At 40.9% G+C, this 16,849-nt stretch carries 16 protein-coding genes; 13 read left to right on the plus strand and 3 right to left on the minus strand.

Features of this window, described 5'->3' with window-relative positions:
- Positions 1-20: 20 nt before the first annotated feature.
- Positions 21-1,001, plus strand: coding sequence for a DUF3530 family protein (locus TW85_RS08395; protein WP_052702027.1), 981 nt, complete (start codon positions 21-23; stop codon positions 999-1,001).
- On the opposite strand, the gene djlA is transcribed toward TW85_RS08395, so the two are convergent.
- A complete protein-coding gene (djlA, locus tag TW85_RS08400) occupies positions 998-1,795 on the minus strand; it encodes a co-chaperone DjlA (RefSeq protein ID WP_046016656.1) in 798 nt (265 codons plus the stop codon). The two genes, TW85_RS08395 and djlA, sit on opposite strands and share 4 nt — an antisense overlap.
- 93 nt (positions 1,796-1,888) lie before the next feature.
- On the opposite strand from djlA, the gene lptD reads away from it, so the two are divergent.
- The 8 genes from lptD (at position 1,889) to TW85_RS08440 (ending at position 10,031) form a co-directional block, all read left to right on the plus strand.
- Positions 1,889-4,201 carry an LPS assembly protein LptD gene (lptD, locus tag TW85_RS08405; RefSeq protein ID WP_046016657.1) on the plus strand — a complete coding sequence of 771 codons (2,313 nt, stop codon included), beginning with the start codon at positions 1,889-1,891 and terminating at the stop codon, positions 4,199-4,201.
- The gene (locus tag TW85_RS08410) at positions 4,201-5,451 is read left to right on the plus strand and encodes a peptidylprolyl isomerase (RefSeq protein WP_046016658.1); all 1,251 of its coding nucleotides are present in this window, start codon (positions 4,201-4,203) and stop codon (positions 5,449-5,451) included. The genes lptD and TW85_RS08410 overlap by 1 nt, the downstream gene beginning before the upstream one ends.
- A gap of 111 nt (positions 5,452-5,562) precedes the next feature.
- Entirely contained in the window at positions 5,563-6,567 is a 1,005-nt protein-coding gene (gene pdxA / locus TW85_RS08415; protein WP_046016659.1) for a 4-hydroxythreonine-4-phosphate dehydrogenase PdxA, read from the plus strand.
- Complete coding sequence (gene rsmA / locus TW85_RS08420; protein WP_046016660.1) at positions 6,568-7,374, plus strand: 16S rRNA (adenine(1518)-N(6)/adenine(1519)-N(6))-dimethyltransferase RsmA; 807 nt, start codon at positions 6,568-6,570, stop codon at positions 7,372-7,374.
- Positions 7,367-7,741 carry a Co2+/Mg2+ efflux protein ApaG gene (gene apaG, locus TW85_RS08425; RefSeq protein WP_046016661.1) on the plus strand — a complete coding sequence of 125 codons (375 nt, stop codon included), beginning with the start codon at positions 7,367-7,369 and terminating at the stop codon, positions 7,739-7,741. Before rsmA ends, apaG begins: the two co-directional genes overlap by 8 nt.
- A gap of 8 nt (positions 7,742-7,749) precedes the next feature.
- Positions 7,750-8,580, plus strand: a complete 831-nt coding sequence (locus TW85_RS08430; RefSeq protein ID WP_046016662.1) for a symmetrical bis(5'-nucleosyl)-tetraphosphatase — start codon at positions 7,750-7,752, stop codon at positions 8,578-8,580.
- Positions 8,577-8,897: a thiosulfate sulfurtransferase GlpE gene (glpE, locus tag TW85_RS08435; protein WP_046016663.1), complete on the plus strand. Its 321-nt coding sequence runs from the start codon at positions 8,577-8,579 to the stop codon at positions 8,895-8,897. The genes TW85_RS08430 and glpE overlap by 4 nt, the downstream gene beginning before the upstream one ends.
- Positions 8,898-10,031, plus strand: a complete 1,134-nt coding sequence (locus tag TW85_RS08440; RefSeq protein WP_046016664.1) for a tRNA nucleotidyltransferase — start codon at positions 8,898-8,900, stop codon at positions 10,029-10,031.
- A gap of 60 nt (positions 10,032-10,091) precedes the next feature.
- Here TW85_RS08440 and folB read toward each other — a convergent pair whose 3' ends face one another.
- Both folB and tsaD read right to left on the minus strand, forming a co-directional pair.
- Complete coding sequence (gene folB, locus TW85_RS08445; RefSeq protein ID WP_046016665.1) at positions 10,092-10,448, minus strand: dihydroneopterin aldolase; 357 nt, start codon at positions 10,446-10,448, stop codon at positions 10,092-10,094.
- Positions 10,449-10,457: 9 nt separating this feature from the next.
- Positions 10,458-11,501: a tRNA (adenosine(37)-N6)-threonylcarbamoyltransferase complex transferase subunit TsaD gene (tsaD, locus tag TW85_RS08450; RefSeq protein ID WP_046016666.1), complete on the minus strand. Its 1,044-nt coding sequence runs from the start codon at positions 11,499-11,501 to the stop codon at positions 10,458-10,460.
- A 482-nt stretch (positions 11,502-11,983) separates the two neighbouring features.
- Here tsaD and rpsU point away from each other — a divergent pair, with 482 nt between their 5' ends.
- From rpsU to rpoD, 4 genes are all read left to right on the plus strand, one after another.
- Complete coding sequence (gene rpsU, locus TW85_RS08455; protein ID WP_009835737.1) at positions 11,984-12,199, plus strand: 30S ribosomal protein S21; 216 nt, start codon at positions 11,984-11,986, stop codon at positions 12,197-12,199.
- Positions 12,200-12,345: 146 nt separating this feature from the next.
- Entirely contained in the window at positions 12,346-12,792 is a 447-nt protein-coding gene (locus TW85_RS08460; protein WP_046016667.1) for a GatB/YqeY domain-containing protein, read from the plus strand.
- Between the two features lie 79 nt (positions 12,793-12,871).
- Positions 12,872-14,851, plus strand: a complete 1,980-nt coding sequence (dnaG, locus tag TW85_RS08465) for a DNA primase (protein ID WP_046016668.1) — start codon at positions 12,872-12,874, stop codon at positions 14,849-14,851.
- 111 nt (positions 14,852-14,962) lie between these two features.
- Entirely contained in the window at positions 14,963-16,798 is a 1,836-nt protein-coding gene (rpoD, locus tag TW85_RS08470) for an RNA polymerase sigma factor RpoD (protein ID WP_046016669.1), read from the plus strand.
- The last annotated feature ends 51 nt before the right edge of the window (positions 16,799-16,849 follow it).

Consider the following 16,849-nt stretch of genomic DNA (forward strand, 5'->3'; position numbering starts at 1 on the left):
GGCTTGAAAGATAAGTATTTATGAGACATAAAAATAAGATAAAGGGATTCATCCTTCTTCTATTTCTCTTCTCTTTTTCTGCATTCGCAGCGGATGAGGCGACAGGTGATGAAACACAGACTAATGAAGACGCAATCGAGACAGATAATAAAACTGCCAGCAAACCACTTCAGGAAAGAAGCTTCACACCATCGCAAGTAAAACGCATAGAAGCATTAACCCACCAACTCGAAATGAATGCCGCTAATGAAATAGAAAATTTAAGCTTTCAAGGTGACCCATTTTTAGTCTTGCATAAGGCTGCACAAACCAACGATCCCCAGGGATGCATCATTTTGCTTCATGGTAACAATGAACACCCTGATTGGCCGAATGTCATCAGTCCAGTTAGATCAGAACTTACTAAAAGCAGTTGGTGCACAATATCTATTGAGGTGCCGGATAGCCTAAAAAAAGAAGCTCTTAGCTTTACTCCCCAAGAAGAAAGTGAACAAACAGAGGACAAGACCCTCTTAACACACGAAGAAGTGGTTTTTGGCCGAATAGATGCCAGCATTGATTTTGCGAATGAGAAAGGAATTTCTAATATTAGTTTATTAGGCTACGGTACAAGTGCGACCTACGCACTTAAATACAGTGCTAGCAAGCAACTAAATACAGGCGCTCTTATTTTAATTTCCGCGAGCGTGCCAAATCAGCTAGCTTACTTCCCTTTTGCCGAGCTACTAAAGGGAAGCGCACAACCTGTACTTGACTATTACATCCGCCCAAACCAATTTGATAAACACTATGCTCAAGCTCGCCGTATCGCTATGCTACAAAGAGAAAGTCAAACACCAAACTATACGCAAATCAAAGTAACCAGTAACAGTCAGTTTTCGATCGACCAAAAACAGCTAGTACAACGTATTAGAGGCTTTTTAAAACAAAACACTCAGCAAAGGGAACAATTAAAAACGCTCCCTGAGTTCAGTAAATCACTGTTTTATCAATCACCTTAAGCAGAGGCTTTACGCGTTTTCTTAATCAGGTCATAAGCGGATTGAATTTCTTGCGTCCGCTCTTTGGCGATTAATACCATCTCTTCTGGTAACCCTTTCGCCATCATCTTATCAGGGTGATTTTGACTCATCAGCTTACGGTAAGCTTTTTTGATCTCTGCATCTGTCATAGATGCATTAACACCGATTGCATCATAGGCAGCTTGCAACATTTCTTTATCATTTAAGTGATTAGCCGCGCCACCATTTTGTCTAAATTGAGCCTGTTGCTTAATTTGTAAATGCAGCTGTTCAAATTCCGCAACACTGATTCCCAAATGAGCACACACTTGTGAAACTAAAGACTTTTCTTGCAGACTGAAATCACCATCGGCGTAGGCTGATACCAATAAAATTTCAATTAAAGTACGAGTAAGAATACTTCTTTCACCGACCACACTTTGAAAATTAGCCAAGACTTCAGCCAAATCAAAAGAAGCCGCTTTACCTTGGTTAAAAAGCTCTATTGCTTGTTTTTTTGCATCACCTTTAAGCCCCATTCGATCCATAACATCTGAGGCAAGTTTAATTTCTTCGGTTGATACAACACCATCCGCTTTTGCCAAACGCCCCATCAAAAGGAACAAGGTTTGAAAGAAAGCAGCTTGTTGTTGACGTACTGATCCACGCTTAATATTGAGGCCAGCTAAGTTCGCCTTCCCAGCATCAATAATGTGACCAACAACCAAACCGAGCAAAATACCCAATGGGCCCATTAGCAAATAACCCAAAACAGCCGCAACCAGCTTCCACATGTGAACTTTTCTCCAGAATCAGTAGCCCAAATAGCACAGGTTAGATTATCATCTAGCCCAACTTATTACCCTAACAGGGATTTCTACCTTGCTATGCACAATTTGTTTAAAGCAACCAGTATACATCGCATGACCAACAAGATTCGTATCAAGTTCATTTTTTTACACAGTATTTTCTTTATTTCCACTGTTTCAGCTGCAGAATTAGACTGGTATCCGAAAGAAGCTTTGACCCAAGAGCAGCTATCTTCGGTTAGGCAGTTCTGCCAAGGCGCTTACCTAGACCAATGGCAAGCCAGCACAGATCCAAATACCCGAGTTTTAGCTGATGTCATTGTTCGCACTAATGAAGGCAAAATGCGACTTCAAGGTGGCGCTGAAATTCTCCAACCAACTCAGTCTTTCGCTGCAGATGAAATTAATGGTGAATTAGATAAACATCTTCAACTTTCAGGCAATGTCGTCAGTCGCAGACAAGGACAACTAATTAAAGCCTCTAACGCTGAAGTAAGTAATTCTGAAGAAGGCAGTGAAGTTCTCTTTGAAGACGCTCAATTTGTCTTCCATGATACAGGTATAAGAGGCGAAGCAGGGTCCATTGGCAAAGCAAAAAACGGTGTTGTTTTCATCGAAGAAGGCTTCTATACAACTTGTGAACCCGGCTCTGGCGGCTGGCAGATGTACGGCAGCTCAATTGTCTTAGACCCAAACATAGGCTTTGGCACCGCAAAACACATTCAAATTAGAGTGGCAGGCTTCCCCGTTTTTTACTTCCCTTGGATTTCTTTTCCATTAGATCAACGCCGCAAAACAGGCTTTCTATTTCCTTCATTTGGTTACTCAAGCGATGATGGTGTCAGCCTATCAACCCCCTTTTATCTCAACCTTGCACCACAACTTGATGCGACGATCACACCAAACTTCGTTGAGCATCAAGGTATTGGCTATGATTTTGAAATGAGATACTTAAATGAAAGAGGGCTAACTACTTTTGAAGAATCAAGCTTTTACCATGATACAGAGAAGCAACAAACACTCAGAAAGTTAGAATCTAAGCAAACAATTACAGAAAACATTAGTGCTCATGCATTGTTTGAAGACAATCCAACGGCCAATAAAGTCCCTGAAGTTAATTCAATTAGCTTAAAAGAAGAAGATAGTTACGAGCGAAGTCTCACCTTTAACTATCAAGAAGGCAATCTATCCTCTTCAGCAGCAATAAAACGCTACCAAACACCACTTAGCACAAACGATAGCCCGTTTGAATGGAACCCTAGGTTCGATGCATCTTACTTTTATTACAATGATTGGCTAAATTATCGCCCAGAGCTTCAATTAACAAACTTTGAAGACCCTGACGAAGAAGTAACAGACGGTAGCCGTACAGTGGTAAACCAAGACATCAACTTTGATATAGCAAATAGTTGGGGCTCTATCACACCAGGCATATTGCATCAGTACAGAGAGTACGATCTTCATAGTTATACAAATAACTCAAACTATAACGCAAGCATAAATCACGTTAGCTACTACCTGGATTCAAGTATCGAGTTTGAAAGAACGTTAAACATAAACTCACAAGCTTGGCGACAAACACTCGAACCTAAAGTCAGCTACCTGAACTCGCCGTTTAAAGATCAAAGTGATATCCCTTATTTTGATACGAGCGAGAAGTCTCTGACCTATTCACAAGCTTTTAGCCACACTCGATTTAGTGGCAATGATTGGATTGGTGATACAGAACAAGTCACTTTAGGTGTTGAAAGTCGTTTATATGACCCAAATAACAATGAGCGTTGGGCCTTCAAATTAGGTCAAATTTTTTATCTGTCTGATAGAAAAATCGACATCAACCCTGGTGTTACAAGTAACGACTCTGACGATAGCTATGAAATTAGCACAGATAGATCTAAAGAGAGTCCGCTTTTGAGTGAAATTAGCTATAAGCATAGTGAACTTTTTCATGCTTCCTTAGCTCTTAATTATGACACCTCAGATGACGATTTAGAACTTGGTAAAATATCTACCAGCTTTGCTCCAAATAACGGCATCAGGCTAAATGCAAGTTATCTATATAGCATAGATGAAGATACAAGAGTGACAGATACCAAGCAAAGCACCTTTGGTACCATAGTACCTCTTAATCAAAACTGGACTTTCATGTACCAGGAAGACTATGACTACATTGATCACATTAGAAGCAAAAGAACAGCGGCTGTTGGATATGAAAATTGCTGTGTAAAAGCGCAATTAAGTTATCAACATTGGCGCGATGATGATGAGGTATTTCAAAAAGGAATCTACCTTAAATTTATTTTACGCAGCTTAAGCACCATTGGCCAAGACAATGGTGTTAGCAGCATAGGCGATACATACTGGAACTCAGGAAAAGTTGGATACGAATAATGAACAAACTAGTTACTTTAATTTGCACTAGCCTAGTCATGGCAAGCAGTTTCAGTTTTGCAGCAACAAAAATTGATGGTATTTCAGCCATTGTGGATTCTAAAGCCATTTTAGAAAGCGATATTTCAACTCGCTTCAACATCATTAAAGACAGAGTACCAAATGGGCAAATGACAGATAATATCCGTCGCCAAATACTCTCTCAGATGATCAATGAAACATTGCAAGCCAACTATGCTAATCGACTTGGCATTCGTATTAGTGATCAAGAAGTCAACCAAGCCATCTTAAATGTGGCAGCAAAAATGAAGCTAGACCTCAATGGTTTAAAGCGATCTTTAGCACAGCAAGATATTGACTATACAATTTATAGAAACCAGATTAAAAATGAGATTTTATTAGGCAAGGTGAAAAGCCAAGTTATTCGCCAACGCATCATTATCAGTGAACAAGAAATCAATGATTTTTTAAACTCTGACGAAGCTCTATCTAACAACAAAGATCAAGTTCACTTAAGACATATTCTGGTTCGAGATAAAGCTGAAAGCACAAGTTTAGAGCAAGTCATGCTGATCAAAGATAAAATACAAACAGAGCAAGACTTCGCCGATCAAGCTATTTCACACTCAAGCGGCCAAGCTGCATTAGAGGGTGGTAATCTAGGTTGGCGCCCAATGAACCAACTTCCACTACTTTTCATTAAATCTTTGAACTCCGGCAAAGGGCCACTTTACGGACCAATTGAAAGTAGCGCAGGGCAACATTTATTATGGTTAATTGATAAGAAATCATCACAAACAGCTCTTCAACAGCAGACTAAAGCTCGCCATATTTTGCTTTCAGCCAATGCCATTAGAAACCAAAAGCAAACACAAGAAGCCCTGGAAGCTATTTACCAGCGAATTCTAAAAGGTGAAGACTTTGCTAGCCTTGCGAAAGAGTTTAGTGAAGACAAGGGCTCTGCTCTTAAAGGCGGTGATTTAGACTGGACAGTACAGGGCACCATGGTACCTGAATTTGAAGCCGTAATGAACGAAACAAGTGTCGGCGGCGTCAGTAAGCCATTTAAGTCTCAATATGGCTGGCATGTACTTAAAGTAGAGGGACGTCGTAGCCAAGATATTAGCGATAAGATAAAAGAAGCGAATGCCAAACAAGCCCTTATCGCTCAAAAACAAGATTTAGTTTTAAGCCAATGGCTTGACGAACTTAAGAGCAAAGCCTTTATTGATATTAAGACAGACTCTTAAATAGGTCTGATCAATTTAGTTATACCCGAATCAAGTGCCTACTCTTCGTAGGCACTCTTTATTTAGCTAGCTCTTTAATTTAGACAGCACATAAATTTAGGTAGTAGATCAGTGAATACATCATCCGTACCAACTATTTGTATTACCAGTGGCGAGCCAGCAGGTATTGCACCAGATATCATTTTAAAAGCGCTACAGCAGCCGTTTAACGCAAAAATTCTTGTATTAAGCTCTTCAACTATTCTGGAGCAAAGAGCAAAGCAGTTAGGCATTGATGTTAAGATAAAAAATCATCAATCCAGTGAAAGTGTTCTGACTCACTCAGCAGGTCAACTTGATGTAATCAACATCCCACAGACATGCGAGGTCACGCCAGGTAAACTAGATGTTAGTAACGCTGAATTTGTTATTAAGTCTTTAGAACTTGCTGCTGATGGCTGCCTTAACAATGAATTTGACGCCATAGTTACGCCACCTGTTCATAAAGGCATATTATGCGATACAGGCAATCACTTTAGCGGCCATACAGAATACTTCCAACAAAGATGCCATTCTGATCAAGTTGTTATGATGTTGGCAACAGAAGGCTTAAAAGTCGCTCTGGCAACAACTCACCTCCCCTTGAAAGATATCAGTGACGCTATTACTAAAGAGTCTCTGACCCAAGTAATTGAAGCCTTAAATCAAGACTTAATTACTCGTTTTGGCCTTGAGCGACCAAGAATTCTCGTTTGTGGTTTAAACCCCCATGCCGGAGAAGATGGCCACCTTGGTATGGAAGAAATAGATACCATCATTCCTGTTTTAAAGACGTTAAACGCAAAAGGCATGTCACTAATTGGCCCATTACCTGCTGATACACTTTTTTCTCCGAAAAATTTAGAAAACTGCGACTGTGTTCTTGCTATGTATCACGATCAAGGTTTACCTGTGTTAAAATACAAAGGCTTTGGCAATGCCGTAAACATCACTCTTGGTTTACCTATTATAAGAACCTCAGTTGATCACGGCACAGCACTTGAACTTGCAGGTACAGGCGAAGCCAACGAGGGCAGTTTAATAATTGCGATCAACCACGCCATTGAAATGGCTAATAATGCGAAAAAAGTTTCCTAAATGAGCAAAACACAACCCCACAAGGCGAGAAAACGCTTTGGACAAAACTTCCTTCATGATCATGGCGTAATCCGAAATATCGTTGCCTGTATTGCCCCGAAAAAAGGTCAACGTATTGTTGAGATTGGCCCGGGTAAAGGCGCTTTAACTCAAGGCATTATTGCTGCAACAGAGTCCATGGATGTTGTAGAGCTAGATAGAGACTTAATCCCTATCCTAAAAGTAAATCTTTTCCGCTACCCTGATCTTAGAATCCATGAAGCTGATGCGATGAAATTTGATTTTTCGCAACTTGCAACAGAAGGAAACATTCGTGTTGTTGGCAACTTGCCTTATAACATTTCGACACCACTTATTTTTCACCTACTAAGCCAAGCTGACATCATAGATAACATGCATTTCATGTTACAAAAAGAAGTTGTTGACCGCTTAGCAGCAAGACCTGGAGACAATCTTTATGGTCGCCTAAGCGTCATGACTCAATACTACTGTCAGGTAGAATCTTTATTTGTTGTTGGTCCAGAATCTTTTGACCCAGCACCAAAGGTAGATTCAGCAATAGTTCGTATGACGCCTTATAGAGAGAAGCCACATTTTGCCAATAGCCTGGAAACCCTAGAGCGTACTGTACGACTAGGTTTTCAGCAAAGACGCAAGACGTTGCGAAACAACTATAAGGGCATCCTAAACAATGAAGATTTTGAAGCGCTCGAAATAGACCCTGGTTTAAGACCAGAAAGACTTGATGTGCCAGATTACGTCAAGATAGCAAATTACCTTGATAACAAGGAAGCCACTAGTGCCTAACCAAGACATTAGAATAGAAGTAAGTACTGACTACCTTGCTGACCAGTCAACTCCAGAAGCTTCACGATTTGTTTTTGCTTATCATGTTAAAATTATTAATGAGGGGAAAAGTAAAGCTCAGCTTATCTCTCGTCATTGGATAATTACTGATGGGAATGACAATGTACAGGAAGTAAAAGGCGCGGGAGTTATTGGTTTACAGCCACAAATTGAAAGCGGTAGTCACTTTGAATATTCAAGTGGTGCCGTCTTAGATACCCAAGTAGGTGTGATGCAAGGCAGCTATCAAATGCTAGGTGAAAATGGCGAGCATTTTGATGTAGAAATACCTATTTTTAAACTTGCTGTGCCAAATATGGTTCACTAGGAAAAGCTATGGCAACCTACGCAATAGGCGATATTCAAGGCTGCCTTCAGCCACTGCTTAGTCTGTTAAAACAGATATCATTTGATCCTAAAAAAGACACCCTATGGATAGCGGGAGACTTAGTTAACCGCGGTCCAGAGAGCCTAGAAACCTTGAGGTATCTTTACTCTATTAAAGATAATATTAAAGTTGTACTGGGTAACCATGATCTACACTTATTGGCTATAGCAAGAGGCCAAGCTAACCTGAAACGCAGCGACACCCTGACAGAAATACTAAACGCTCCGGATAGAGACACTTTACTTGATTGGCTCCAAGCTCAACCATTGTGTCATTACGATCCTGAACTTAATGCGATTATGTCCCATGCTGGAGTCCCTCCTTGCTGGAACCTAGAAGAAACGCTTTCTTATGCTCAAGAGGCAAGCAACTTATTGCAATCTGAGTATGCTAACGACTTCTTTAACGTCATGTATGGCAACAAGCCTAACAAGTGGGACCCAGAACTTATTGGCTTTGATCGAATTAGAGCCATTATCAATTATCTTACCCGCATGCGCTTTTGCGATAAAAAGGGCAAACTAGACCTTAAATCAAAAGAAGCCACTAACAAGTCAGGCAATAAAGACTTTAAAAAGTGGTTCAAATTTCCTTCTCAGCTTCCCAAGGATTGCCAAATTATATTTGGACATTGGGCATCACTTGAAGGCAAAGTTAAAAAGAAGCGAGTGCATGCACTCGATACAGGATGTGTTTGGGGAGGCAGCTTAACTGCCTTATGTCTAGATGATTGGCAGACCCATAGCACCCCATGCCCCATGATTAGGCCAATAACATGACATTTAAATGCATAGACATACAAGACGCCCTACCTATTATCGATATAAAAGCTAACATTGCAGATATACGCGACCTAATAAGCTTTCAAAACGGTCACATGCAAAATGCAGTTCATCTAAGCAATGATAACCTTGAAGCTTTTGTGAACAACAATGACTTTGAAACACCTCTAATTGTCTGTTGCTACCATGGCAATAGCAGTAAAGGCGCGGCAGAATACCTAGCTGCCCAAGGCTTTAAAGACGTATATTCACTTAATGGTGGCTTTACCCAGTGGCAAGCGCTACACCCAGAGCGCTGTGAGTCTGAATCCTAAATGACTAAAACAGACCTTCCTTTTACCCACTATTTAGTGGGTGGCGCTGTGAGAGATGAGTTATTAAATTTGCCTATTAAGGATAGAGATTGGGTCGTTACGGGTGCAACACCTGATGACCTACTCTCCCACAGTTTCCAACAAGTAGGTAAATTATTCCCTGTATTTTTGCACCCAAAAACAAAAGAAGAGTATGCTTTAGCTCGAACTGAAGTTAAAAAAGGACAAGGCTATACTGGGTTTATTTGTGATTTTTCACCCACTATAAGTCTTGAAGAAGATTTAGCTCGTCGAGACCTTACCATCAATGCGATTGCTAAGGATAAAGACGGTACGCTCATCGACCCTTATCAAGGTAAAAAAGATTTAGATAAACGCATTTTTCGCCATGTTTCCGACGCCTTTATTGAGGATCCCTTAAGAGTCATACGAGTCGCTCGCTTTAGCGCTCGCTTTGAACAGTTTGGGTTTAGCATAGCTCCAGAAACATTGGCACTAATGACTCAGATAAGCCTATCAGGCGAGTTAGAAAGCCTAAACCAGGAGCGTATTTGGCGCGAGCTAGAGAAATCTCTTAGCTACCCAAATCCTGAAAGTTTCTTTAACGTATTAGATAGCTGCCAAGCGCTTGATCATGTTTTAGCAGATTTTGAGTGGTCTGCGATTGCTACCCTACTAAAGCAAGCAGATCAAAATTTATTATCTTCTCTTGATAACAAACATTTAGTATGGGCCTATATTTGCCATAAAACCCTACCAAATAATTTGGCACCCGCACTTGATAAATTAACCTGCCCCAATCAATTTAAGCATTATGCCAACCTTGTTAGCGAGTTTATGCATAACGCAAAACTACCTATGAAAGCGGAAGAATGGGATCAATGGTTAACATCATTTACGGCGATAAAAAAGCCTCAGGTGTTTAATGAGTTTGCCAAACTTTTAAGCCTACTAACAAATACCGACAAAAATGACTGGTATGACCTTAGGTCACGTATCGCCAGCATTAGCGCAAAAGATATGATGAAACAGGGACATAAAGGGGCAGAGTTAGGGCAAGCCATCAAACAGGCACGAATAACAAAACTTGAAAACAGCCTTAACCCTTTAGTAAAAGCAGTTAAAATAAACTAACACAAACAAAAATGCCCAAGTAAAACTTGGGCATTTTTTTGATCTTAACTAAGCAGCTATTTAATTAAGACTACGTTTAATTTTTACACCAACCGTTCTTGCTGTAGGCACTGCTCCTGGCTTTCTCAGTGTTAACTCAACCTCAGTTAGGGCAAACTTCACCATCAAGGATTCAAGTAAACGCTCAGCCAGTGTTTCAATTAATTCAAACACATGCTCTTGGCAATAAGCCGTTATGTAGTTTGAAATAGCTTCATAATCCAATGTTTTAGATAGGTCGTCAGTGGCAGCTGGCACACGGTTGTCATGACTCATCACTAGATCAAAGATCAGCTCTTGCTTGATCTTTTTTTCCCAATCATAAACCCCTATGACGGCCTCTGTTTGAAGACCTTCAATGAAAACAGTATCTGTCATATTTAACCTTTAATTTCTTTTCGTCGTTAATGCCGGCAGATCAGCCAAAGGCCACCTTGCCCTAATATCCAGGGACAAACCTGATTCCTGACCATCCAATAATCGCTGAGCACCTGCATAGGCAATCATGGCACCATTATCAGTACAAAATTCTGGTCTGGCATTGAATACGCTAGCGCGTATTTTAGCTAGCTTAGCCTGAAGACTAGCTTGAAGCCTTTTATTAGCACTTACCCCACCGGCAATAACGAGCTGCTTCAAACCCTCTTGCTCTAGTGCTCGCTTACACTTAATCACGAGAGTATCCACCACAGCCTCTTCAAAAGCTAACGCAACATCAGCTTTAAACTCATCATTCATTTCACCTTCATCCATGGCTTTATGAACAGATGTTAAAAAGGCTGTCTTTAAACCACTAAAGCTAAAATCTAATCCGGGTCTATCAGTCATAGGACGAGGAAATTTCAGACCATCTCTTGCCTTACCTTTTGCCGCTAGCGCTGCTATCTGTGGACCGCCGGGATAAGGTAGAGCAATCATTTTTGCAGCCTTATCGAACGCTTCACCAGCAGCATCATCAAGAGACTGGCCTAGCAACTTGTATTCCCCAATACCATCAACTCTTACCAATTGGGTATGACCACCCGAAACCAATAAAGCCACAAATGGCATTTTAGGCTGTTTTTCTTCAAGCATAGGTGCCAGTAAATGCCCTTCCATATGGTGTACACCTATGGCTGGTATATCTAACGCAAACCCTAATGCACGGCCAATAGTTGCTCCTGCCATTAAAGCGCCCGCAAGGCCCGGCCCTGTAGTAAAAGCAATGCCATCTAACTGCTTTTTATTCAAACCAGCTTCCGCTAACACCTCTTCAATCAGAGGAATAGTTTTACGTACATGGTCTCTAGATGCCAATTCAGGCACTACACCACCATACTCAGCATGCTGTTCAATTTGTGAATAAATTTTATGCGCTAGCAAGCCAGCTTGAGTATCATAAATAGCAATACCCGTTTCATCACAAGAGGTTTCAAGACCTAGCACTTTCATTACGGCTTATTCTCTTTATAAATTCGATATAGATTTGCCAAGCATTGTACCTGATCTCATACAGGTAGAAAGGTTAGTGCAAGACAAAATTTCACTTTATCCAGTCAAATTAGTTTGTTAACCCCATAACAACTGGACTTTGAACATCAAAGCGCCTAAAATGCGCTCCGTTTTAAATAGATTAAATTAAAAGGCAGGTGATTTTCTTCGCTTTGGCTTAGCCAAGCACTCTTTATTAGGTCAAATATTTTATATAAGCGCTTTGAATTAGTGCTATACCTTAACAGGTAGATAAAAGAGATGAAGTTAGGTCTAACTATTAAGATAGAGACCAATCATTATGTCTTCACAGAACGTTTTTAATGAGTTTTATACTCTTTTAAAGATTAAGCATTCTTTTTTTTGAAAGCTTACAAAAATGAGAGTATTATCTGCGCGTTTTTTGTGAACAAATTTAAAACATTTTTAATATAGGTAAATACATGCCAGCTGTAAAAGTAAAAGATAACGAACCATTTGACATCGCTCTACGTCGCTTCAAACGCTCTTGTGAAAAAGCAGGTGTTCTTGCAGAAGTTCGTCGTCGTGAATGCTACGAAAAACCAACAACTCTTCGCAAACGTGCTGCTGCTGCTGCAGTTAAGCGTCACGCGAAAAAAGTTTCTCGTGAGCAGAAAAAATTCCAACGTTTGTACTAGGCCTTTGCCTTATTTGTAAGTCTTACTTACAAAACAAATGTTGATCTATAAGAAGAACTTGTTTCTACTTATAGCAAGAAAACGGCTAGTTCATACTAGCCGTTTTTTTTTCCATTTTATTTATAGACACCTTATGGAGCCAAACAATGTCAGCACTTAAACAAGAAATTTCAGCTCAACTTAAAGTTGCAATGCGCGCTAAAGAAAAAGCTCGCGTCACCTTAATTCGCACCATGCTAGCTGAATGTAAAAAAGTTGAAGTTGATGAGCGCATTGAGCTTGATGATGCACGAGTACTGGCAATTCTTGATAAGATGGTTAAGCAGCGTAAAGACTCAGTTAAACAGTTCACTGACGGTGGTCGTCAAGACCTTGCCGATGTTGAAACGGCTGAAATCAGTGTCATTCAAGAGTTTCTGCCACAACCACTTACAGAAGACGAAATCAAAGACATTATTGAGAAAGCGGTTGCCGAAACAGGCGCAAGCTCAATGCAAGAAATGGGTAGCGTCATGGCTATCGTAAAACCTCAGGTTCAAGGTCGTGGTGACATGGGCCAAGCTAGCAAACTAGTTAAATCCATTTTAGGATAATCCACCCCTTAAGCCTTCACCCCAAATTAGTTTGATTTATACTATTTTGGGGTCAGCAACTTAGAGTGAGCTTTGTTTTATGGCAGGACGTATTCCAGATCAGTTTATTGATGAGCTACTCGCTCGTGTTGATATCACAGATATTGTCGCATCACGCCTCACTCTGAAAAAAACAGGTCAAAACTACACTGCTCTTTGCCCTTTTCACAACGAAAAGAGCCCTTCTTTTAGCGTCAATCCCGCCAAACAATTTTATTACTGCTTTGGTTGTGGTGCAGGTGGAAATGCCATTTCATTTGTAATGGAGAATGATCACCTTGATTTTGTTGAAGCAATTGAATTACTGGCTAAAGATGCAGGCATGGAAGTCCCTAGAGAACAGGGAGCGCCAGATAGATACGAGCAAAACGCAGACCTCCTTAATCAACTTACTCAAAGCGCTACCTTCTATCAAAGACAGCTAATTGAGCATGAACAAAAGTCTAAAGCTACCCAATATCTAGCACAAGAGCGCGGACTTTCAGGACAAATTGCCAAGGTATTCGGACTAGGGTTTGCTCCTCCTGGTTGGGATAACCTACTACAGTCACTCGGCAAAAAAATAGAGCAAAAAGAGCAACTTTTATTAGCTGGCATGCTGATCGAAAAGAAAGATCAAGAAGGTCACTATTATGACAGGTTTCGTGACCGCATCATGTTCCCTATTCGGGACTCTCGTGGACGAGTCATTGCCTTTGGGGGTCGAGCTTTTGGCGACGAAAAGCCTAAATACCTAAACTCACCAGAAACCCCAGTCTTTCAGAAAAGCCAAGAATTATACGGCTTATATGAAGCCAAACAAAACACTCAACAGTTAGATCACATCCTCATTGTTGAAGGCTACATGGACGTTATAGTACTCGCACAATACGGCATTACAAATGCTGTAGCTACTCTCGGAACCTCTGTTAATAGCAATCATATTCGTAAATTATTTAAACTCGTTAGCAAAGTTACCTTGTGCTTTGATGGCGACAGAGCTGGCCGCGCCGCAGCCATTCGCGGTCTAGAAGCAACATTACCTGTGATGCAAGACGGAAAGCAAGTTCGCTTCTTATTTTTACCAGAAGGTGAAGACCCTGATTCACTAGTAAGAGAGATAGGCAAAGAAGGGTTTGAAAACCAATTAGAAGACTCCAGCTCACTGTCTCATGTCCTTTTTGAACATGCACGCAATCAAGTTACCCTTGCCGATGAAGAAGGTGAGGCTCAGTTCGCCCAGAATGTCATGTCTCAGATTCAAGCCTTGCCAGACATCACCTATAAATCTGTTTTACTCAAACAACTGGAAGAGCAAGCTGGCATTGATACCAGCAAACTATCTGCACAAAAACCTAAATATCAAAGAAGCCCCGAGCCCAACACTCAAACACAAGATTATGAAAGCGCCCAATACGCTGAGTATGACGACATCCCTCTACCTGATCACCTAGCCTATGATCACGACGACTCACACTATGCTTACTCAGATTCTGGCGCACCAGTTGAACAAGGCTACCCAGGTCCAAAAAAGAAAAGCAAAAAACCATTCAACAAAAAACAGTTTGGTAAAGGTAAATGGCAAGATGAGGAAGAACTCCCTCCTCCAATGGCAATAGCACTTAATCAAACAGAACATGCCATTTTATGCCTGTTACTACATCCACATATCGCTAACGAGATAGAAGTGAGCGACCCCCTGCTTAGACAACCAGATTTAGACACACAGATTTTCAGCAAGGTCTGGCGCTATTTCTGTAAACACCCAGACAAAAACTTGGGACATTTACTCGGTTCTTGGCACAATACAGAACAAACAGAAAAAATTTATCATCTTTTGAATCATCAAGACGCCCACACTAAATCCAAATTAGTCGATGCAAAACAAGAGGTTAAGGACATGATCACAAGCAAGGAAGAAAGCTTAGGATTAAATAACGCAATTACACGCTTGAAAAGTAAGGGTAATGAAACCATAAAGGATAATAACAGCCGTGAAGAATTAAGAAGACTTATGGAGCAAATTCGCAAGAAGAAGTAGGCTAAGCTTAACTTTTCCTCGCCAAAAGCACTATAAATCTAGATAAATCTCATTGATTTTGCTAAACTTTACGGCTAATTCTCTCTAACGCATTCTAACATAGGTCGTCTAATGTCAGACAATCAACAATCACGCCTCAAAGAGCTGATCGCAAAAGGTAAAGAGCAAGGTTATTTGACCTTTGCCGAAGTTAACGACCACCTCCCTGATGACCTTTCAGATCCAGAACAGGTCGAACAAATCATCGCCATGATTAACGACATGGGGATAGTGGTTGGTGAGTATGCTCCAGATAAAGAAAACCTTCTCATGGAAGAAGGCGACTCTACTGATGAAGCTGCTGCTGAAGAAGCTGCCGCAGCCCTAGCTGCCGTTGAAGGCGATGTTGCTCGTACTACTGACCCTGTCCGCATGTATATGCGTGAAATGGGTACCGTAGAGCTACTTACTCGTGCTGGCGAGATTGCTATCGCTAAACGCATTGAAGAAGGTACTCGCGAAGTAATGGCCGCTGTATCTTACTATCCTGGTGCAGTACAAACACTACTTGACGCATACGAAAAAACGAAAGAAGAAGAAGGTCGCTTAAGCGATATCTTTAGCGGCTTTATTGATGGTGACGGCGAAGAGCCTGTTTTCGAAGACGCCCCTTTAGTTGAAGAGATTTCTGAAGAAGAGCTTGATGAATCAACCGAAGAAAGTGACGACGACGAAGACGAAGAAGAAACAGATAACGGCCCAGATCCAGAAGAAACTGCCCGTCGTTTCGGTGAAATTGAGCGTCATCACACAGAGTTATTGAAATTACTTGAAACACACTCACGCCAAGATTCTATTGTTAAAGAAAAACAAGAAGAACTTAGCGTTTGCTTTGCACCGATTAAACTGGTTCCAAAGATTTTTGACGACCTAGTTGATCGCGTTCGTAGTCGTATGGACAAAGTACGCGAACAAGAACGTATTATAATGCAAGTTTGTGTTCGCAAAGCTGGCATGCCACGTACAGAGTTCTTAAAACGTTTCCCGAATAATGAAACCAATATCCAGTGGTTCCCTGATCAAGTTGCATCAGGCGCAGGATATGCAGCAGCATTACAAGAAAATGAAGCTGAATTTATGCGTAGCCAACGTAAACTTCGTAATATTTCGAAAGATACTGGTCTTAGCATTGTTGAACTTAAAGAGATCAACCGCCGCATTTCAATTGGTGAAACACGCGCTCGTCGCGCCAAGAAAGAAATGGTTGAAGCAAACTTACGTCTTGTAATCTCTATTGCGAAAAAATACACAAACCGCGGCCTACAATTCTTGGACCTTATCCAAGAAGGTAATATTGGCCTAATGAAAGCGGTTGATAAGTTTGAATATCGTCGTGGTTATAAGTTCTCTACTTATGCTACTTGGTGGATTAGACAGGCAATTACCCGCTCTATTGCAGACCAAGCAAGAACAATACGTATTCCAGTACACATGATTGAAACAATCAACAAACTGAACCGTATTTCTCGCCAAATGCTACAAGAAATGGGTCGTGAAGCAACACCAGAAGAACTTGCTGTTCGCATGGATATGCCTGAAGACAAGATCCGCAAAGTACTTAAAATTGCGAAAGAACCTATCTCTATGGAAACGCCAATTGGTGATGATGAAGACTCTCATCTTGGAGACTTTATTGAAGATGATGGCGCTGAATCACCTATTGATACAGCAACAATCGAAGGTTTAAGAGAAGCAACAACAAGTGTTTTATCTGGCCTAACAGCACGTGAAGCAAAAGTTTTACGTATGCGTTTTGGTATTGATATGAACACTGACCACACACTTGAAGAAGTGGGTAAACAGTTTGATGTAACACGTGAGCGTATTCGTCAGATTGAAGCGAAAGCCCTTAGAAAACTACGTCACCCAAGCCGCTCAGAACATTTGCGCAGCTTCCTAGACGAATAGATTTTTCTATTGTTTAAAAAAAACCGCAGCTTGTCTGCGGTTTTTTATATC

Origin of the sequence: Marinomonas sp. S3726 (assembly GCF_000967665.1) — a bacterium.
Lineage (GTDB): Bacteria > Pseudomonadota > Gammaproteobacteria > Pseudomonadales > Marinomonadaceae > Marinomonas.